Annotated in this window: 16 protein-coding genes; 5 read left to right on the top strand and 11 right to left on the bottom strand. The window is 72.3% G+C overall.

What is annotated here, in order from left to right; all coding sequences use genetic code 11:
- Positions 1 to 7 precede the first annotated feature (7 nt).
- Positions 8 to 1,456 (bottom strand): FAD-dependent monooxygenase, encoded by a 1,449-nt coding sequence (locus C8N24_RS08075; RefSeq protein WP_121249563.1) that lies wholly within the window; start codon positions 1,454 to 1,456, stop codon positions 8 to 10.
- A gap of 171 nt (positions 1,457 to 1,627) precedes the next feature.
- Here C8N24_RS08075 and C8N24_RS08080 point away from each other — a divergent pair, with 171 nt between their 5' ends.
- Together C8N24_RS08080 and C8N24_RS08085 are read left to right on the top strand one after the other, a co-directional pair.
- Positions 1,628 to 1,843, top strand: coding sequence for a hypothetical protein (locus tag C8N24_RS08080; RefSeq protein ID WP_121249564.1), 216 nt, complete (start codon positions 1,628 to 1,630; stop codon positions 1,841 to 1,843).
- Positions 1,844 to 1,888: 45 nt separating this feature from the next.
- A complete protein-coding gene (locus C8N24_RS08085; RefSeq protein ID WP_147447694.1) occupies positions 1,889 to 2,380 on the top strand; it encodes a hypothetical protein in 492 nt (163 codons plus the stop codon).
- On the opposite strand, the gene C8N24_RS08090 is transcribed toward C8N24_RS08085, so the two are convergent.
- The gene (locus tag C8N24_RS08090; protein ID WP_121249566.1) at positions 2,377 to 3,354 is read right to left on the bottom strand and encodes an NAD-dependent epimerase/dehydratase family protein; all 978 of its coding nucleotides are present in this window, start codon (positions 3,352 to 3,354) and stop codon (positions 2,377 to 2,379) included. The genes C8N24_RS08085 and C8N24_RS08090 overlap by 4 nt on opposite strands.
- Positions 3,355 to 3,396: 42 nt before the next feature.
- Positions 3,397 to 3,732, bottom strand: coding sequence for a DUF427 domain-containing protein (locus tag C8N24_RS08095; protein ID WP_211339882.1), 336 nt, complete (start codon positions 3,730 to 3,732; stop codon positions 3,397 to 3,399).
- Between the two features lie 55 nt (positions 3,733 to 3,787).
- Between C8N24_RS08095 and C8N24_RS08100 the strand changes: the two genes are divergently transcribed.
- Entirely contained in the window at positions 3,788 to 4,282 is a 495-nt protein-coding gene (locus tag C8N24_RS08100; RefSeq protein WP_121249568.1) for a pyridoxamine 5'-phosphate oxidase family protein, read from the top strand.
- Here the strand turns inward: C8N24_RS08100 and C8N24_RS08105 are convergent.
- The 4 genes from C8N24_RS08105 to C8N24_RS08120 form a co-directional block, all read right to left on the bottom strand.
- Positions 4,233 to 6,011, bottom strand: coding sequence for a putative bifunctional diguanylate cyclase/phosphodiesterase (locus C8N24_RS08105; protein WP_170178933.1), 1,779 nt, complete (start codon positions 6,009 to 6,011; stop codon positions 4,233 to 4,235). The genes C8N24_RS08100 and C8N24_RS08105 overlap by 50 nt on opposite strands.
- Before the next feature lie 56 nt (positions 6,012 to 6,067).
- Entirely contained in the window at positions 6,068 to 6,550 is a 483-nt protein-coding gene (locus C8N24_RS08110) for a YbaK/EbsC family protein (RefSeq protein WP_121249570.1), read from the bottom strand.
- 64 nt (positions 6,551 to 6,614) lie between these two features.
- The gene (locus tag C8N24_RS08115; RefSeq protein WP_121249571.1) at positions 6,615 to 9,350 is read right to left on the bottom strand and encodes a M36 family metallopeptidase; all 2,736 of its coding nucleotides are present in this window, start codon (positions 9,348 to 9,350) and stop codon (positions 6,615 to 6,617) included.
- A 138-nt stretch (positions 9,351 to 9,488) separates the two neighbouring features.
- The gene (locus tag C8N24_RS08120; protein WP_121249572.1) at positions 9,489 to 10,031 is read right to left on the bottom strand and encodes a GNAT family N-acetyltransferase; all 543 of its coding nucleotides are present in this window, start codon (positions 10,029 to 10,031) and stop codon (positions 9,489 to 9,491) included.
- Between C8N24_RS08120 and C8N24_RS08125 the strand changes: the two genes are divergently transcribed.
- Entirely contained in the window at positions 10,021 to 10,422 is a 402-nt protein-coding gene (locus C8N24_RS08125; RefSeq protein ID WP_121249573.1) for a hypothetical protein, read from the top strand. The genes C8N24_RS08120 and C8N24_RS08125 overlap by 11 nt on opposite strands.
- Here the strand turns inward: C8N24_RS08125 and C8N24_RS08130 are convergent.
- Positions 10,419 to 11,579 carry an amidohydrolase family protein gene (locus C8N24_RS08130; protein WP_121249574.1) on the bottom strand — a complete coding sequence of 387 codons (1,161 nt, stop codon included), beginning with the start codon at positions 11,577 to 11,579 and terminating at the stop codon, positions 10,419 to 10,421. The genes C8N24_RS08125 and C8N24_RS08130 overlap by 4 nt on opposite strands.
- 50 nt (positions 11,580 to 11,629) lie before the next feature.
- On the opposite strand from C8N24_RS08130, the gene C8N24_RS08135 reads away from it, so the two are divergent.
- Positions 11,630 to 11,893, top strand: coding sequence for a DUF6812 domain-containing protein (locus C8N24_RS08135; RefSeq protein WP_121249575.1), 264 nt, complete (start codon positions 11,630 to 11,632; stop codon positions 11,891 to 11,893).
- Here C8N24_RS08135 and C8N24_RS08140 read toward each other — a convergent pair.
- Genes C8N24_RS08140 through C8N24_RS08150 form a run of 3 tightly spaced genes read right to left on the bottom strand, consistent with a single transcriptional unit; the run spans position 11,865 to position 15,660 of the window.
- Complete coding sequence (locus C8N24_RS08140) at positions 11,865 to 12,935, bottom strand: MalY/PatB family protein (RefSeq protein WP_211339884.1); 1,071 nt, start codon at positions 12,933 to 12,935, stop codon at positions 11,865 to 11,867. The two genes, C8N24_RS08135 and C8N24_RS08140, sit on opposite strands and share 29 nt — an antisense overlap.
- Positions 12,920 to 13,897: a 2-oxoacid:ferredoxin oxidoreductase subunit beta gene (locus tag C8N24_RS08145; RefSeq protein WP_121249576.1), complete on the bottom strand. Its 978-nt coding sequence runs from the start codon at positions 13,895 to 13,897 to the stop codon at positions 12,920 to 12,922. Before C8N24_RS08145 ends, C8N24_RS08140 begins: the two co-directional genes overlap by 16 nt.
- The gene (locus C8N24_RS08150) at positions 13,879 to 15,660 is read right to left on the bottom strand and encodes a 2-oxoacid:acceptor oxidoreductase subunit alpha (RefSeq protein ID WP_121249577.1); all 1,782 of its coding nucleotides are present in this window, start codon (positions 15,658 to 15,660) and stop codon (positions 13,879 to 13,881) included. Before C8N24_RS08150 ends, C8N24_RS08145 begins: the two co-directional genes overlap by 19 nt.
- Positions 15,661 to 15,739 lie beyond the last annotated feature (79 nt).

Raw genomic sequence — 15,739 nt, forward strand, 5'->3', positions numbered from 1 at the left:
CCAGACGCTACTGCGCCGGCCCGACGCCGAACCACCGCTCGAGCGCGTCCGCCAGGCCGGCGTCGCTGCCGTCGCCGACCCAGGCGACGTAGCCGTCGGGACGGATCAGCACGGCGGCGGGTGCGCTCACGGCGCCGATCACCGGGAGCTCCCACGCGTCCTCGGTGCGCGCGTCGACGACGAAGGGGGAGCCGTCGAGCGCTCCCGGCTCGCCGAGGTTGAGGAGGACCGGCCGGGCGGCGTGCAGCAGCTCGTACACGCGACGGCCGCCGTCCAGCGCGAGGTCCGGCATGCGCCGGCCGAGCAGCGGGTGCCCCTCGCCGAGGGCGTAGTGGATGTCGAGCCCCGAGACGAGCCCCGCGAGCCGGCGGCGGGCTTCGTCGGTCACGACCACCTCCGCCAGGATCTCGGTCAGCGCCTTCGTGCGGTCGTCCTGCCGCTGCAGCGTCCCCTGGGCCATCGTGTACCGCAGCGCCCGCGCGGTGACCGGGTGGCGCTCGTCGAAGTACGTGTCGAGCAGCGACTCGGGGCTCGTCCCGTGCACGACCTGGGCGAGCTTCCAGCCCAGGTTCACGGCGTCCTGGAGACCGAGGCTCAGTCCTTGCCCGCCCGCGGGGTAGTGGATGTGGGCCGCGTCACCGGCCAGCAGGACGCGGCCGGCGCGGTAGGCGGCGGCCTGCCGGGTCATGTCCGTGAAGCGCGAGATCCACGTCGGGCTGTGGACCCCGAAGTCGGTGCCGAAGACCGCGACGAGCGCGGCGCTCAGGTCGGCGAGCGTCGGCTCGCCGCTCGGTCCGATCGCCTGCTCGGTGGTGACGATCCGGACGGTCGTGCCGTCTTCGAGCCGCTGCAGCCCGTGGACGCCGACCGCGTCGAAGCGCGGGCCGACCGGCGGCTCCTCGGTGACCTGCGCCTCCGCGATCAGGTTGCTCTTCGTCGCGTCCCAGCCGGGGAAGTCGATGCCGGCCGCCTTGCGGATCGCGCTGCGGCCACCGTCGCAGCCCACCAGGTACCGCGCGCGCAGCGTCTCGCCGCCGTCAAGGCGCACGTCCACCCCCGCGTCGTCCTGGGTGAAGCCCGTCACGTCGCGGCCGTGGTGGAGCGTCACCGGCAGCTCGGCGACCCACCGGCCGAGGATCGCCTCGATCTTGTTCTGGAACAGCGCGAGCGTGTACGGATGGCGCGACGGGAAGTCGCCCATGTCCAGCACGGTCGCGCCGAAGGTGACGACCTGGACCGGCTGCCCCTCGGCCAGGAACCGCTCGGCCACGCCGCGCTGGTCGAGCAGCTCGATCGACCGGGCGTGCAGCCCGCCGGCGCGCGAGCCGACCAGCTCGTGCCCGGTGCGCCGCTCGACCACCGCGACGTCCACGCCCGCCAGCGCCAGCTCGGCGGCCAGCATCATCCCCGCGGGACCGCCGCCGACAACGATGACCTCGTGCTCATTTGTGCCCATGAGCGGCGAGTATGCGGAACCGCGGACAGCCTCATGAGACCGTCGATTCCGGTATAAGTTGGAGGTGGAGAGGGGCTTGCGGGTCGTTCCGCCGGTGAACGCCGACGCGCCACTTTGCCGACTTTGGATTTAGTTCTAAAGCTTCGCGGTATAGCTGCCGAGAGCCGCTACATGACCGTCGAATCCGCACACTCGCTCACGCTGCTGAGCGACAGCAGTGAAGCCCACATGGCCATCTGGCGGCTTCGTGCTGCTCTGCCCGAGTACGTCGTGACGGTCGAGGGCAAGCAGGTCGTGATCGCGGCGGCCAACGGCATCGGGACGCTCGCGTCGCTCGACCGCGTGCTGTCCACGATCCCGGACGCCCGCACCCACCTGGCCTGGTAGTCGCCTCGAGGGGGCGGCAGGTACCGCGACCTAGCCTTCTTGACCGTGAGCGACCCTGAGGAGACCGGCCTCTGCCCGCAGTGCGGCGGGGACCTCACGCTGAACGCCGACGAGACGGCCTGGCAGTGCGACGCCGACGGGTGCGCGCTCCGCGGACAGCCGCAGGTGGCCGTGACCGACGAGGACCGAGCGACCATGCGTGCCGTCGGCTCGCTCGAGGACGCCATGCACTCGCTGTTCGGGCTGGACGGGCCCAGCCCCGACGTGCCGGTGACCTTCGAGGTCATGACCGAGTGCCCGTTCTGCGGAACGCCCGTCGACGACAGCCCACGCACCGAGGGCGCGTGGCGCTGCACGAACGAGGCCTGCGAGCTGCACCGCGAACCCGCGCCGATGACCGAGGAGGAACGCGCGCAGACACCCTCGCTCGGCACGGTCGAGGACGTCTGGCGCACGTACTTCGCGCCGCAGCCCGACGCGCCACCGGAGCCGCAGCCCGGGCGCAAGCGCCGCTGGCCGTTCGGCCGCCGCGGCTAACGCACGGTGTAGACGCCGGTCGACTCGGCGTGGTAGCCCTTCGCGCCGACCGCGAAGGTGAGCTCGGAGCGCCACTCCTCGCCCGCCGCGAGGCGCTCGATCGCGTAGGCGAAGTCGTAGCGCGGAGCCCAGCCGAGGTCCTGGCGAGCGGCGGCGTTGACGTAGACGCGCTCGATCGCGTCGAACATGCGCCAGCCGCGCGCCTCGTAGACCGCCGGATAGGCCGGGACGTGACGGGCGACGACGGGCGGGGCGTCGCGATGCAGCGCGACGAGGTCGTCCGGGACGAACGGCGTGGTGGCGCTGACGATGTAGCGGCCGAAGCCGATCGCCTCGGCGCGCTCCAGCGCGCAGCGGTGCGCCGAGACGACGTCCTCGATGTCCACGCGGCGGTAGAGCAGCTCGTTGACCTTCAGGTTCGCGTCGGCGTAAGCCTCGCGGACGGTGTCGCGGTCGTCGCCCTCCGGGAAGAAGCGGGACGTGCGCAGGATCACGATCGGCAGGCCGTGGTCGCGGTGGACGAGCTCGCACAGGTCCTCGGCGGCGGTCTTGGTGACGCCGTAGATGTTCTTCGGGACCGGGCGCACCGCCTCGGTGATCCAGGCCGCGGGCGCGTCGGCCGGCGGGACGAGCGCGTGCCCGAACGCGCTCGTCGTGCTGGTGAAGACGAAGCGGCCGACGCCCGCGGCGACGGCCTCCTCGAGCAGCGTCAGCGTGCCGGTGACGTTCGTGTCGACGAAGTCCTGGCGGGTGTGCGAGCCGACGTGCGGCTTGTGGAGCGTCGCCGCGTGCAGCACGGCGTCGGCGCCGTCGACCAGCCGCCGGACGAGGGTCCGGTCGGTGATCGACCCGACGTGGGTGGTGTGCTCGGACGGCAGGACGTCGATCGACACGACGTCGAAGCCCTCGGCGCCCAGCACGCGGCAGAGCGCTTCGCCAAGGTGACCGGAACTGCCCGTGATCAGGACGCGCATACGTATGACGGTACCGGCCGCGGCGCCGTCCGAGGGTTCGGTTTACTCGACGATCACCTCGACCCGCCCCGGCCACGGCGCGAGGAGCCCGGCGATCGGCTTGGCGTCCTCCTCCGACGGCGCCTCGTACACCCAGAAGGCGTCTTCGACCTCGGGCGCCGAGTAGTAGGAGGCGTCGCCCTTGTACGGGCAGTGCGACGTCGTGTCGGTCGACGTCAGCAGCTCCATGCGGACGTCCTCGCGCGGCAGGTAGTAGCGGGTCGGCAGCCCGGTCTCGTGCAGCTCGACCGCCCGATCGGACTCGGCGAGCACCTGGCCGCCGGACTCGACGCGCACGTGGCGCTCGCTGGGATTCGTGCTGATGCGGTGCGCAGACATCCCTCCATCTTGCCGTGTGCGATGAATCTGCTCGCGCCGACCCGTCCAAGCTCGCATGCACGCGAAGATCGACCGCCGCTTCAGCGACCCCTCCGCGAAGCCCACGCCGTGGGAGACGACCGAGCGGACGCTGCGGGACGCCGAGCTCTACTGGATCACCACGGTCCGCGCCGACGGGCGCCCACACGTCACGCCGCTGGTCGGCGTCCTCCACGCCGGCGCGCTCCACTTCTGCACCGGCCTACGTGAGCAGAAGTACCGGAACCTCCAAGCGCAATCCGCCCTCGCGCTGACCACCGGCGCGAACACGTGGGCGGCCGGCCTGGACGTCGTCGTCGAGGGCGTGGCCACCCGGCTCGACGACAACGCGGAGCTGCAGGCGGTGGCCGACGCCTACGTCGACAAGTACGGCGAAGTCTGGCGGTTCACGGTCGGCGACGGCGTCTTCGACGACAACGAGGGCGGCCCGGCAGCCGTGTTCCGCGTCGACGCGGGCAAGGTCATCGCTTTCGCGAAAGCCCCGCACGGCCAGACGACCTACGCGCCGTAGCCAGGTGGGCGGTCGCGTCCGCCTCCGTCAGCGGACGCGAGAAGAGGAAGCCCTGCCCGAGGTCGCAGCCGAGCGCGCGCACCGCCGCGAGCTGCTCGGCGGTCTCGATGCCCTCGGCCACGGTGGAGAGCCCGAGGCCGGTCGCGAGCCCCGCGATCGCGCCGAGCACCTGGCCGCGCTCCTCCACCGTGGCGATGAACGCGCGGTCGATCTTCAGGCCTTCCAGCGGCAGCCGCTCGAGGTAGCCGAGCGACGAGAAGCCCGTGCCGAAGTCGTCGAGCGCGATCCGCACGCCGAGCGCGTGCAGCGCCTGGAGGCGGTCGACGACCGTGGCCGTGTCGGCCAGGAAGACGCCTTCGGTGACTTCCAGCGACAGGCAGCGCGGGTTGATCGCGGCGACTTCCAGCGCAGAGCGGACGACGTCCACGATCCACGCGTTCTCGAGCTGCAGCGGTGACAGGTTCACGTTCATCGACAGCTCGTGGTCGCCGGACGTGTCCTGGAAGCGGCGCAGCGCGTCCGTCGCCTCGCGGATCACCCACGCGCCCAGCCGGTGGATCAGGCCCGTCGACTCCGCGAGCCCGATGAACCGGTCCGGCGCGAGCAGCCCGCGCGTGGGGTGCTGCCAGCGCACGAGCGCCTCGAACCCGGTGATCGCCTCGGTGTGCAGGTCGACGATCGGCTGGTAGTGCAGCTCGAGCTCCTCGCCCTCCAGCGCACGGTGCAGCTCGGCGCGCAGCGTCAGCCGCTCGCTGGCCTCCTCGCTCATGCCGGACTCGAACAGCGTCCACGTGCCCTTCCCCGAGCCCTTGGCGGAGTACATCGCGAGGTCGGCGTCGCGCAGCAGATCGTCAGCGTCCAGCTGGGCGCCGACCACGAAGCGCACGCCGATGCTCGCGTGGCAGTGGAACGCGCCGACGCTGAGCTCGAACGGCGCCTCGAAGGCCGCGAGCACGCGGTCGGCGAGGTCGGCCGCCTCCTCCACGCAGGCGACGTCCTCCGCGAAGACGACGAACTCGTCGCCGCCGAGCCGCGCGGCGGTGTCCGCGGCGCGGATCGCGCCCTCCAGCCGCCGGGCGACCGACTGCAGCAGCAGGTCCCCCTCGCGGTGCCCGAGGCCGTCGTTGACGGACTTGAAGTCGTCGAGGTCGATCATCAGCACGGCGGCGCCGGCCTGGTCGTTGCGGCGCGCCCGCGCGGCGGCGTGGCCGATCCGCTCGCGCAGCAGGGCGCGGTTCGCGAGCCCGGTCAGCGAGTCGTGGAAGGCGAGGTCGACGAGCTCGCCCTCGAGCTCGTGGCGGTGCGTCACGTCGCGGACGTTGAAGACGATCGCGCCGACCGCGGACTCCTCGAGCAGGTTCACGACGGTGCCGTCGAGGAACCGCCGGGAGCCGTCGGCGTGCAGCAGCTGGAACTCGACCGGGAGCTGCCCGGCGCTGTCGGCCAGCGTCTGCAGGTGGCTCGTGAGCCGGCCGGCCTCCTCCTCGGGCATGAGCGAGCGCAGCTCGACGCCCTCGGCGCGGGCGGGCGCGATCCCGACGACGGTCTCGAAGGACGGGCTCGCGTACTGGATGACCCCGCGCTCGTCGATCAGCACCGTGAGGTCGGACGCGTGCTGGATCAGCGCCTCGAACCGGCGCGCGTGCTTGGCCTTCGCCCGCAGGGTCGCGAGGACCACCAGCAGGAGCGTCAGGGCCAGAAGCCATTGGGCGCCGTCTTCGAGGATCACACCTCTGGGATCGGCCGCGAGCTTCAACCCGCAGTCAGGCCCATGTCAAGAAACGGTCAAGCGGCGAGGCGTGTGACCGTCGCGCCCGAGGCGGTCGCCAGCGCGGCGGGCGCGATCGGGAAGACCGTGTGCGGGTGCCCGGCGGCCGCCCACACCGTCTCGAACCGCAGCAGGTCCTCGTCCATGAACGTGCGGACCGGGGCGGGATGGCCGACCGGCGGGATGCCGCCGATCGCGTAGCCCGTGACCTCGCGCACGTAGGCGGCGTCCGGGCGCTCGATCGCCTCGCCCACCGCGGCGGCGAGCACGTCCATGTCGGCGCGGTTGGCGCCGGACACGAGCGCGAGCACCGGCTCGCCCGACTGCACGCCGCGCATCACCAGGGACTTGACGATCGCGCCCAGCTCGCAGCCGACGGCGGCCGCGGCCTCAGGGGCGGTGCGGGTCGCGTCCGCGAGGTGGACGATGTCGGCCGGGAGCTCCAGCGCGACGAGCGCGGCGTGGACGCGGCGGGAGCTGCGGGGCAGGTCGTCGGTCACGGGCGAGCACCTTAGCCACGGCACGCCCGGGCCGGCGCGCGCCGGCCCGGGGGAACCCCTGCCGCTAGGTGAAGCGGTAGTACGCGCGGTACTGCTTGCCGGTGCGCTCGGTCGCCACGAGCTCACGGCAGGTGCCGGCCCACGCCGCGTCCGTCCGCCACGGGAAGACGAACATCCCGCGGTCGTTGACGCGCAGCTCACCGAGCGCCGGGATCGGCAGCGGGCGCGGTGTGATCGCCGTCTGGCCCGGCGTCACGGTCTGCAGCGTCGTGCAGTCGACCTGGCGTGAGTACGGCGAGCCTTTGGTGAGCACGTCGAGCTCGCGGTAGCCGTCCGCGGTGAACCGCAGCTGCACCCGGTCGCCGGCCGTCACCTCGTTGAGCTGCGGCTCCGGCAACGTCGGCGACTGCAGCGTCCGCACGCAGCTCGGATGCGTGTCGAACGCCTCCGCGTTGTCGTTGCGGTCGGTCGTGCCCTGGACGGCGCTGTAGCCAAGGCCGCGGCGCGCGAAGGACGCCCACAGCGTGCACGTGTCCGCGCCGCCGCTGCGCACCTCGGCGGCGGCGATGATCGCCGACCGCGCGGCCACCAGGCCCGGGTTGCAGCCCTGGAACTTGAGGCCGTCGATCACGTACTGGATCGCCCGCAGGTTGCCGCCGCTGTTCCACGAGCCGTACAGGTTCGGGTTGAACCCGTACTTGTCGACCAGGTCCCAGGTCACGTCGTAGAGCACCGACGCCCAGCCGTGGCCGAGGCCGTGCGGGAGCGCGAGGGTCGCGCCGCCGAGCCAGCCGCCGGTCTTGATCGAGTCGTACGTGAACGGCTGGATCTCCATGTTGCGGCTGTACGGCCGCGGACGGATCCCGGCGCCCTGGCGGTCAGGCTGGAACAGCGCGTACGGCCCCATGCCGCGCGGGCCGTTCGGGTCGTCCTTGGTCGGGTCCATCAGCAGCGACAGCGCGAGGAAGTCGCTCCAGCCCTCGCCCGCCTGCTCGTTGCCGCCGAGGCAGTTGATGCCCGGGCCGCCCGTGAGGCGGTTGGACACGCCGTGCCCGTACTCGTGCAGGATGATCCCGTTCTCGAGGTCGCCGTCGCGGATGCCCGGATGGGTCGGGCTCTTGGCGAGCGTCGCCTTCGGAGCCGGCCCGGCGGCGATCAGCGCCTTGATCGCGGTGCCGTCGGCCTGGGTGACCGCCACGGCCGGGATCACCGGCGCCTCGTCGATCATCGACCCGGTGAGCACCGGCGGATTGCCGGCCGCGTCGTGGGCGACGACGACCGCGGTCGCGCCCAGCGCCTGGGCGACGAGCACGCGCTGCAGGTAGGAGCAGGCGGTGGTGCCGCCGTCGACGACGGCGATCCACTTCTTCGCGGGCCGTGAGCTCGGGAAGGCCGCGTCGTTGCAGCCGTTGCCGCCGTAGACCAGCGTCTGGTTGGCGAGCCCGGCCTTGGTCGGGGCGGGCGTGAAGCGTGACCAGCCGGCGCCGAACGACGGCCCGTCCTTGCCCTTGATGGTGAGCACATTGGGCTGGCCGAACGTCGTCGTCGAGCCCGGCCAGACGTACATCTGCATCCGGGGTGTGCCGCCGTCCTGCGCGGGCGTGCCGAAGTTGGCGTTGTTGGTGCCGTTGCCGTCCTGGGCCTCGGCGCGCACGTAGTCGCCCTCGCCGCCACCCCGGTTGTAGTTGTTGGCCTGAAAGTTGCCGGCGACCTCGTCGAACCCGAAGCGATGCAGGACGTCATGCATCATGTTGTTCGAGTAGAAGAGGTTCGTCACCGCCGCGTTGCGGTAGTTCTGCGCGTGCTCGGTCAGGTCCGCGGCGAAGTCGAACCGCAGCGCTGCACCACCGCGCGGGCTCGAGTCGAAGTCCGGCGCGTTGTTGGCGTCCTGGTCGAGATAGGCGTGGACGTTGTTGCCCTGCGTGGTGGAGAAGTCCGCGCCGGCCGCGCCGTTGACGTCGTGCCAGCCGAACGGCGAGGCGAGCGAGTCCGCCGGGTTGCCGACGAGCGAGCGTACGGCGTCGTTCGGGCTCTCCGCCGGCCACGCGATCACCCGGTAGGCGGAGCCGTCGTTGACCGGGTTCGGCGAGGCCAGCGAGAACGCCGACTGGAACGCGCCTGCTTTCGGCGCCGCCGGCGCCTCCTCGCGACCGAGCCGCGATTCGAGCTCGTCGAGGTCGTCGTGGTCGGTCCAGTCGTCGCGGGCGAGCTCCTCGCCCGTGCGCGCGTCGATCGTGACGAACCACAGGTGCGCGTCGGTCGCGTCGTCGATCGTCACCTGGTAGGCGAGCCGCAGCTCATCGCCGACCGGGTGGAAGACCTGCTTGGCGCCGATCGGCGCCGACGAGATGCCGCCGTCGGTCAGCGTCGTCTCCGCGCCCCTGCGCGCGACGACGCTCAGGCGCTCGGGCTCGTCCAACCCGAGCTCGTCGGCCGCGGACTCGACCGCGCCGGTGACGGACAGCGTCGCCGTCGTGGAGGCGGCGGGCGCGACCTTGAGCAGGCGGCCGGCCGCGTACTTGACCTGCTTGTCGGCGCCGACGTTGACCGTGACGTGCCCGCCGGCGACGTCCAGGCCGTTGTAGCGCTGGTTGAGGTTGACGTGCGTGACGCCGGTGCCGGCCGTCACGTACTGGCTGGTGATGGTGGTGTCGGCGACGTCCGCCGCCGTCACGCCGAACTGCGCCGCGTTTTGCTTGAGGTAGTCGCGCGCGATGTCGCGCGGCTCCTGCGCGGCCGCCGCGGCCGGCACCGCCAGCACGGCAGCGGTGGTCAACGCGGGCACGAGCCCGCGTGGCATGGAAAGCAACGATCCCCCTTCGTTGTGTGCCGGGGCCTCCCCAAGTGGCCCGGCATCCCGCCCTACATCGCCGACGGTACGTCGTCGCGCGGAGGATGACAAACGGATGAGCGTTGAGGTTGATCAACACTCACTACTTCAGTTTTCTGTCAAGCGCTTCTCGTAAAAGCGCTCGGCGAACTCCTCGTCGCTGAAGGGGTCGACCTCGAGGTAGCCCTCGGACAGGTAGAGGGCCTGGGCTTCGACGAGGTCGTCGCGGGTGTCGATCTGCAGCGTCTCCATGCCGAGTCGCCGGGCCGCGTCCTCGACCGCGCGGACGATCAGCCGCGCACCGCCCCGCCGCCGGTACTCCGGGACGATGTACATGCGGGTGAGCGCGCCGTGCGCACGCAGGCCGGCGCAGCCCGCGGGCGTGCCGTCCCAGCGGGCGAGCAACCACGCCGCGAGCCCCTCGGTGCGGTCCTCGTCCATGGCGTCGTCGACCTCCTGCGGGGCGATCGGACGCCGGTGGTAGCGCTCGATGATGTCGAGGAAGTAGGCCCGGAGCAACGCTTCGGATTCCGGGCTGTCCAAAGGCTCGTGGTCGATGGTCCACACGGCGGTTAGCCGCACTTTACGTGCTGTCGGGTTGCGGGTAGGTTCGATGTTCGTGCGACGACCCTTCACCGCCTTGATCGCCATCGGCGCCACGCTCGGCCTCGGCGCCACCGCGATCGCCCAGGGCGGCGGGGACCCGCTCTCGATCGACTTCCAGGACGGCTGCCTGGACCACTCGCGCGTGGTCGTGAAGATCAACGCGCCGGACGGCGACAGCATCGACGCGCTGAGCGTGCGCGCGAACGGCCGCGAGGTGCTGCGCCTCAACGGCCTGTCCGGCGAGGCGCGGATGCGCATGCGCCTCGCCTCCGCCCGCGGCCAGGTGACCGTCAGCGGCCGGCTCACGGGCGGCGAGCCGTTCTCACGCTCGCGCGACTACCGCCCGTGTGCTCCCGCGCCCGCGCCGGACCCGCAGCCCGCGCCGCAGCGCAACTCCCGCCCCGAGCCGACGCTCACCGGCGGCGGCGAAGGCTAGGCCTCCGCCTCGTCGCGCGTGGGCGGCGGGACGTGGAACGCGTCCGGCAGCGGGACGGTCGGCGTGCGCGCCACGGTCAGCGCGGCCATCAGGAACCGGAAGCCGACCGGGAACGGGCGCCCGGGCGGCGGGGGCGCGAGGTGCTCGCGGTAGAGGTCGAGCAGCTCGAGCGTCGCGCCGGCGACGTCGGCGTGCGGCGCGTCCTCGCCGACCGCGCAGGAGAGCCGCGCGAGCGCGATCGACTCGTCCGGGTCGGTCTGGCCGAACGCGCGGCCCATCGCCGTGATCAGGTGCGTGGCGATCCGGTCCAGCAGCGGGTGCAGCGCCGGCTCGACGGCGCCGGGCGCGCTGCCGACCCACGCCGGGTCCTCCCCGGCCACGAGCCGCGCCATCTGGCCGCCCATGATCGAGCGCAGCGCCTCGTCGCTCACGCCCGCCTGGAGCGCGCAGCGCGCATGGGTGAACGCGGCGGTCACCGGCAGCCCGTACGGCGAGTCGCTCGCCCAGACGATGTGCGACGGGTCCACGAGCGCGAACAGCGCGATCAGGTCGGCCGGGTTCCACCACGACGTGTCGATGAACACGTTCGGGTGCTCGGGCAGCACGTGCCAGAGCCAGGCGAGGTCGGAGATCGCGCCGTGCGCGAGGATCAGCCGCGCGCCCGGGAACTCGCTCGAGAGCGCGACCGTGGTCTGGCCGAGCGCCGGGATGCCGCGGCCGGCGTGGATGAGCACCGGCACCTTGCGCTCGTGGGCGATCGCGATGATCTCGCGCACGCCCGGCTCGTCCATCCCGAACTGCTCCGCGCGCGGGTGCAGCTTGATGCCGACCGCGCCCGCATCGAGGCAGCGACGCGCCTCTTCCGCCGGGTGGTCACGTGGGTCGAGCCGGCAGAACGCCTCGAGCCGGTCGGACGCCGCCGCCGCGGCGATCGCGACGTCGTTCGCCTCGCGGTAGCCGCCGGGCTCGTGCATCGGGAACGTCACGGCGCGCGCGTCGGCGCGCGTCATCACGTCGACGAGCTCTTCCGGCGTCTGCCTGAAGCCGTCCGGGTCGTTCTGCCCGATGTGGGTGTGGGCGTCGTAGAGCTCCAGCGGGCCGTGCGCCGTCTGGATGCTGTCCCACCAGGGGCGCAGGATCGCGTCGATGTCCAGCATGGGTTGGCAACCCTACAGACGCGTCGCGTCCGGCCCTCCATACTGAGCCGATGCAGTTCCGCCACGAACGCGTCCGCATCGAGACCGCGCGCCACGAGATCGAGGGCACGCTGCAGCTGCCGCAGGAGGGCTTCCGGTCGCGGCTCACGGACTTCCTGAACGCCCAGGGCGACGACTTCCTCCCGCTCACCGACGCGACCGTGACCTGGCTCGACGGCGCGCGCGAGCCCGAGCGCCACGAGTACCTCGCGCTCGCGACGCGTCACGTCGTGCTGGTGCTCGAGCTCAGCCCAGCGCCCGCGCCATCCGCCTGACGGCTTCGCGCAGCAGCTCGGGCGTGGTCCCCACGTTGAGGCGCACGTGGCCCTTGCCGGGTGCGCCGAAGCCGAGCCCGGGCTGCAACGCCACGCGGCCGCGCTCGAGGAAGACTGCGGCGGGGTCGTCGCCGAGGCCGGTGCAGCGGAGCCAGGCGAGGTAGGACGCCCCCGCGGGGTAGGTCACCTCGACGCCCGCAGGCAGCAGGGCAGGCAGCGCGCGCTGGTTGGCGGCGATGGTGGCGATCGTCTCGTCCAGCCAGTCGTCCCCGTCGCGGAAGGCCGCCTCGGCCGCGACGAGGCCGGCGTAGCCCGCGTGGTAGCGCAGGTGCGGGTGCAGCTTCGTCGCCGGCTCGCCGACCACGAACCCGAGCTTGAGCCCGGGCACGTTGAACGCCTTCGACGCGGACGTCAGCACGGCGCCGCGACCGGACACCGCCTGCCACGGCGTGAAGTCCGTGAACGTCAGCGGCGCGTGGATCTCGTCGACGACCACGAACGCGTCGTGCGCCGCCGCGACCGCGTCGACGGCTGCGAGCTCGTCGCGCGTGTAGACGCGGCCGGTCGGGTTGTGCGGCGAGCACAGCAGCAGCGCGCGGGCGCCCGCGGCGAACGCGCGGTCCAGCCCGTCGACGTCGATGGCGCCGTCCTCGCCGAGCGGCACCTCGACCACCGCGCGGCCCACGTGCGGGATGTCGTCGAAGTACGGCGGGTACGCGGGCGGGTTGATGATCACGCCGTCGCCCGGCTGCGTGTGGACGAGCAGCAGCTCCTTGAAGCCGATCATCACGTCCGCGACCAGCGCGACCTGCTCGGTGTCGACGTCCCACCCGAGCCGCCGCGCGTAGAAGCCGCGCATCGCCTCCAGCAGGCCGTCGGTGGGGCCGATGTAGCCGAGGTCACCGCGATCGATCGCGGTGTGCAGCGCCTCGCGGATCGGCGGCGCGAGCGGGAAGTCCATCTCGGCCACCCACGCCGGCAGCACGTCCGGCGGGTACTTGCTCCACTTCTCGCTGCCGCGAGCGACTAGCTGACTGTCCACGTGTCACCGGATCGCATCAAGGCGTCCAGTGAAGCATCGGTCGCGCCCGCGCGCGCCGCCTGCAGCTCGGCGAACAGGTCGCGACCGCTCACGGCTCGCTGGACGTCGCGGAAGACGCCGATCGGCGTCGGGCCGTCCGGCGTCGACGACAGACGCGAGAGCGCGAACGCGAACGACGGGTCCTCCCGGTGCGCGTCGTGGACCACCGGCTCGCCGTCGTCGCCCAGTCGCAGCGTGCCGTCCGCCGCGCGCACGACGCCGCGGATCGGCGCGCCGTGCTCGAGGTAGATGCGGTTGATCGCGCCGCGCCGCTTGTCGCGGAGCGCGTCGAACGCGCCGTCGTTGAACACGGGGCAGTTCTGGTAGATCTCGACGAAGGCGGCGCCGTCGTGCGCGGCGGCCGCGCGCAGGACGGCGGGTAGGTGCTGCTTGTCGGTGTCGATCGTGCGGGCCACGAACGTCGCCTCGGCGCCGAGCGCCAGCGAGAGCGGGTTGAAGGGCGCGTCGATCGACCCGAACGGCGTCGACTTGGTCACCTTGCCGCGCTCGCTGGTCGGTGACGCCTGGCCCTTCGTGAGCCCGTAGATCTGGTTGTTGAAGAGCAGGATCTTCACGGGCACGTTGCGGCGCAGCGCGTGGATGAGGTGGTTGCCGCCGATGCTCAGCGCGTCGCCGTCGCCGGTCACGACCCAGATCGACAGGTCGTCGCGGGCGGCCGCCAGGCCGGTCGCGAGCGCCGGTCCGCGGCCGTGGATGCCGTGCATCCCGTACGTGTCCATGTAGTAGGCGAAGCGCCCTGCGCAGCCGATGCCGGACACGAACATGATCCGCTCGGGCGGGATGCCGAGCTCCGGGAAGAAGGCCTGCACGGCGGCGAGCACCGCGTAGTCGCCGCAGCCCGGGCACCAGCGCGTCTCCTGGTCGGACTGGAAATCGGCCTTCGTCAGCTCAGGCGCTGCCATATCTCCTGCTCCAGCTCCGAGGGCAGCAACGGCTGGCCCTCGACCTTGCCGTAGCTCTCGACGTTCACGAGGTAGCGGGCGCGCAGCTCGTGGGCGAGCTGGCCGCTGTTCATCTCCGGCACCAGCACGCGCTCGAACGTGCGCAGCAGCGCGCCGGTGTTGGCGGGCATCGGCCGCAGGTGACGCAGGTGGGCCGTCGCGACGCGCCCGCCGCCCTCGCGCACGCGCCGCGCGCCGGCCCGGATCGTCCCGTAGGACGAGCCCCAGCCGAGCACGAGCAGGTCCGCGTCGGCCTCGCCGTGGATCTCGAGGTCGGGCACCTCGATCCCGTCGACCTTGTCGCCGCGCAGCTTGGTCATCCGGGCGTGGTTCTTGCCGTCGTAGGAGATCGCGCCGGTGCGGTCGGCCTTCTCGAGCCCGCCGATCCGGTGCGCCAGCCCGGGCGTGCCGGGAACCGCCCACGGCCGGGCGAGGTTGTCGTCGCGCGTGTACGGGAGGAACGGCCCGCTGGTGGTGGTGCGCAGGCGCGGGTCGATCGGCGGGAGCGACGCCGCGTCGGGGATCCGCCACGGCTCGCTCGAGTTGGCCACGAACAGGTCGCTCAGCAGGATCACCGGCGTGCGGTAGGTGATCGCGATCCGCGCCGCCTCGTACACCGCCTCGAAGCACTGCCCGGGCGACGAGGCCGCGAGCACCGGCAGCGGCGACTCGCCGTGGCGCCCGTAGAGCGCCTGCAGCAGGTCGGACTGCTCGGTCTTGGTCGGCATGCCGGTCGAGGGGCCCGCGCGCTGGACGTCGATCACCACGAGCGGCAGCTCGAGCATCACGGCCAGGCCGATCGTCTCCGTCTTGAGGTCCAGCCCCGGCCCGCTCGTGCAGGTGACGCCGAGCGCGCCGCCGAACGCCGCGCCGACCGCCATCGACGCCGCCGCGATCTCGTCCTCGGCCTGGATCGTCCGCACGCCCATGTCGTGCCGGCGCGCGAGCGCGTGCAGCAGGTCCGACGCGGGCGTGATCGGGTACGCGCCGAACACGAGCGGCAGCCCCGACTTCACCGACGCCGCGATCAGCCCCAGCGCGGTCGCCTCGGTGCCGTTGACGTTGCGGTACGTGCCGGGCGCGACATCGGTGTTCGGGTCGACCTTGACCTGCACGTCGATCAGCTCCGACGTCTCCCCGAAGCTCCAGCCGGCCCGGAAGGCCGCCAGGTTCGCGGCGCCCACCGGCCCCTTGAACCTGCCGCGGATCCAGCGCTCGGTGACGTCCGTCGGCCGGTCGTAGAGCCAGCTCAGCACGCCGAGCGCGAACAGGTTCTTGGCCTTCTGCGCGTCCCGGCTGGAGACGCCGTCCAGCCCTTCGACCGCACGGGTCGTCAGCGAGCTCATCGGCACGCGCTTGACCGTGAACCCATCGAGCGTGCCGTCCTCGAGCGGCGACTGCTGGTAGCCCGCCTTCTGGATCGCGCGCACGCTGAACGCGTCCTCGTTGACGAGGATCGTCGCGCCCCGCCGCAGCAGCGCCACGTTGGCCTTCAGCGCCGCGGGGTTCATCGCCACCAGCACGTCCGGCGCGTCACCGGGCGTGAGGATGTCGCGCGACGCGAAGTGGATCTGGAACGCGGACACGCCCGCCACCGTCCCGGCCGGCGCGCGGATCTCCGCGGGGAAGTCCGGCAGCGTGGCGAGGTCGTTGCCGAAGACCGCGGTCGCATCGGTGAACCGGCTGCCCGCCAGCTGCATCCCGTCTCCGGAGTCCCCGGCCATGCGGACGACGACGCGCTCACGGGTCTCACTCCGATGACTCGTCCCCACGCTTGTAGCCTTGCGCACAATGCGGCGGAAG

The sequence above is a fragment of the Solirubrobacter pauli genome (assembly GCF_003633755.1).
Classification (GTDB): domain Bacteria; phylum Actinomycetota; class Thermoleophilia; order Solirubrobacterales; family Solirubrobacteraceae; genus Solirubrobacter; species Solirubrobacter pauli.

Excerpts from the sequence above, each read along its gene's own strand:
- C8N24_RS08075 (WP_121249563.1), bottom strand. The coding sequence starts at position 1,456 with ATGGGCACAAATGAGCACGAGGTCATCGTTGTCGGCGGCGGTCCCGCG.
- C8N24_RS08080 (WP_121249564.1), top strand. The coding sequence starts at position 1,628 with ATGACCGTCGAATCCGCACACTCGCTCACGCTGCTGAGCGACAGCAGT.
- C8N24_RS08090 (WP_121249566.1), bottom strand. The coding sequence starts at position 3,354 with ATGCGCGTCCTGATCACGGGCAGTTCCGGTCACCTTGGCGAAGCGCTC.
- C8N24_RS08095 (WP_211339882.1), bottom strand. The coding sequence starts at position 3,732 with ATGTCTGCGCACCGCATCAGCACGAATCCCAGCGAGCGCCACGTGCGC.
- C8N24_RS08100 (WP_121249568.1), top strand. The coding sequence starts at position 3,788 with ATGCACGCGAAGATCGACCGCCGCTTCAGCGACCCCTCCGCGAAGCCC.
- C8N24_RS08115 (WP_121249571.1), bottom strand. The coding sequence starts at position 9,350 with ATGCCACGCGGGCTCGTGCCCGCGTTGACCACCGCTGCCGTGCTGGCG.
- C8N24_RS08120 (WP_121249572.1), bottom strand. The coding sequence starts at position 10,031 with ATGGCGATCAAGGCGGTGAAGGGTCGTCGCACGAACATCGAACCTACC.
- C8N24_RS08130 (WP_121249574.1), bottom strand. The coding sequence starts at position 11,579 with ATGCTGGACATCGACGCGATCCTGCGCCCCTGGTGGGACAGCATCCAG.
- C8N24_RS08135 (WP_121249575.1), top strand. The coding sequence starts at position 11,630 with ATGCAGTTCCGCCACGAACGCGTCCGCATCGAGACCGCGCGCCACGAG.
- C8N24_RS08145 (WP_121249576.1), bottom strand. The coding sequence starts at position 13,897 with ATGGCAGCGCCTGAGCTGACGAAGGCCGATTTCCAGTCCGACCAGGAG.
- C8N24_RS08150 (WP_121249577.1), bottom strand. The coding sequence starts at position 15,660 with ATGGCCGGGGACTCCGGAGACGGGATGCAGCTGGCGGGCAGCCGGTTC.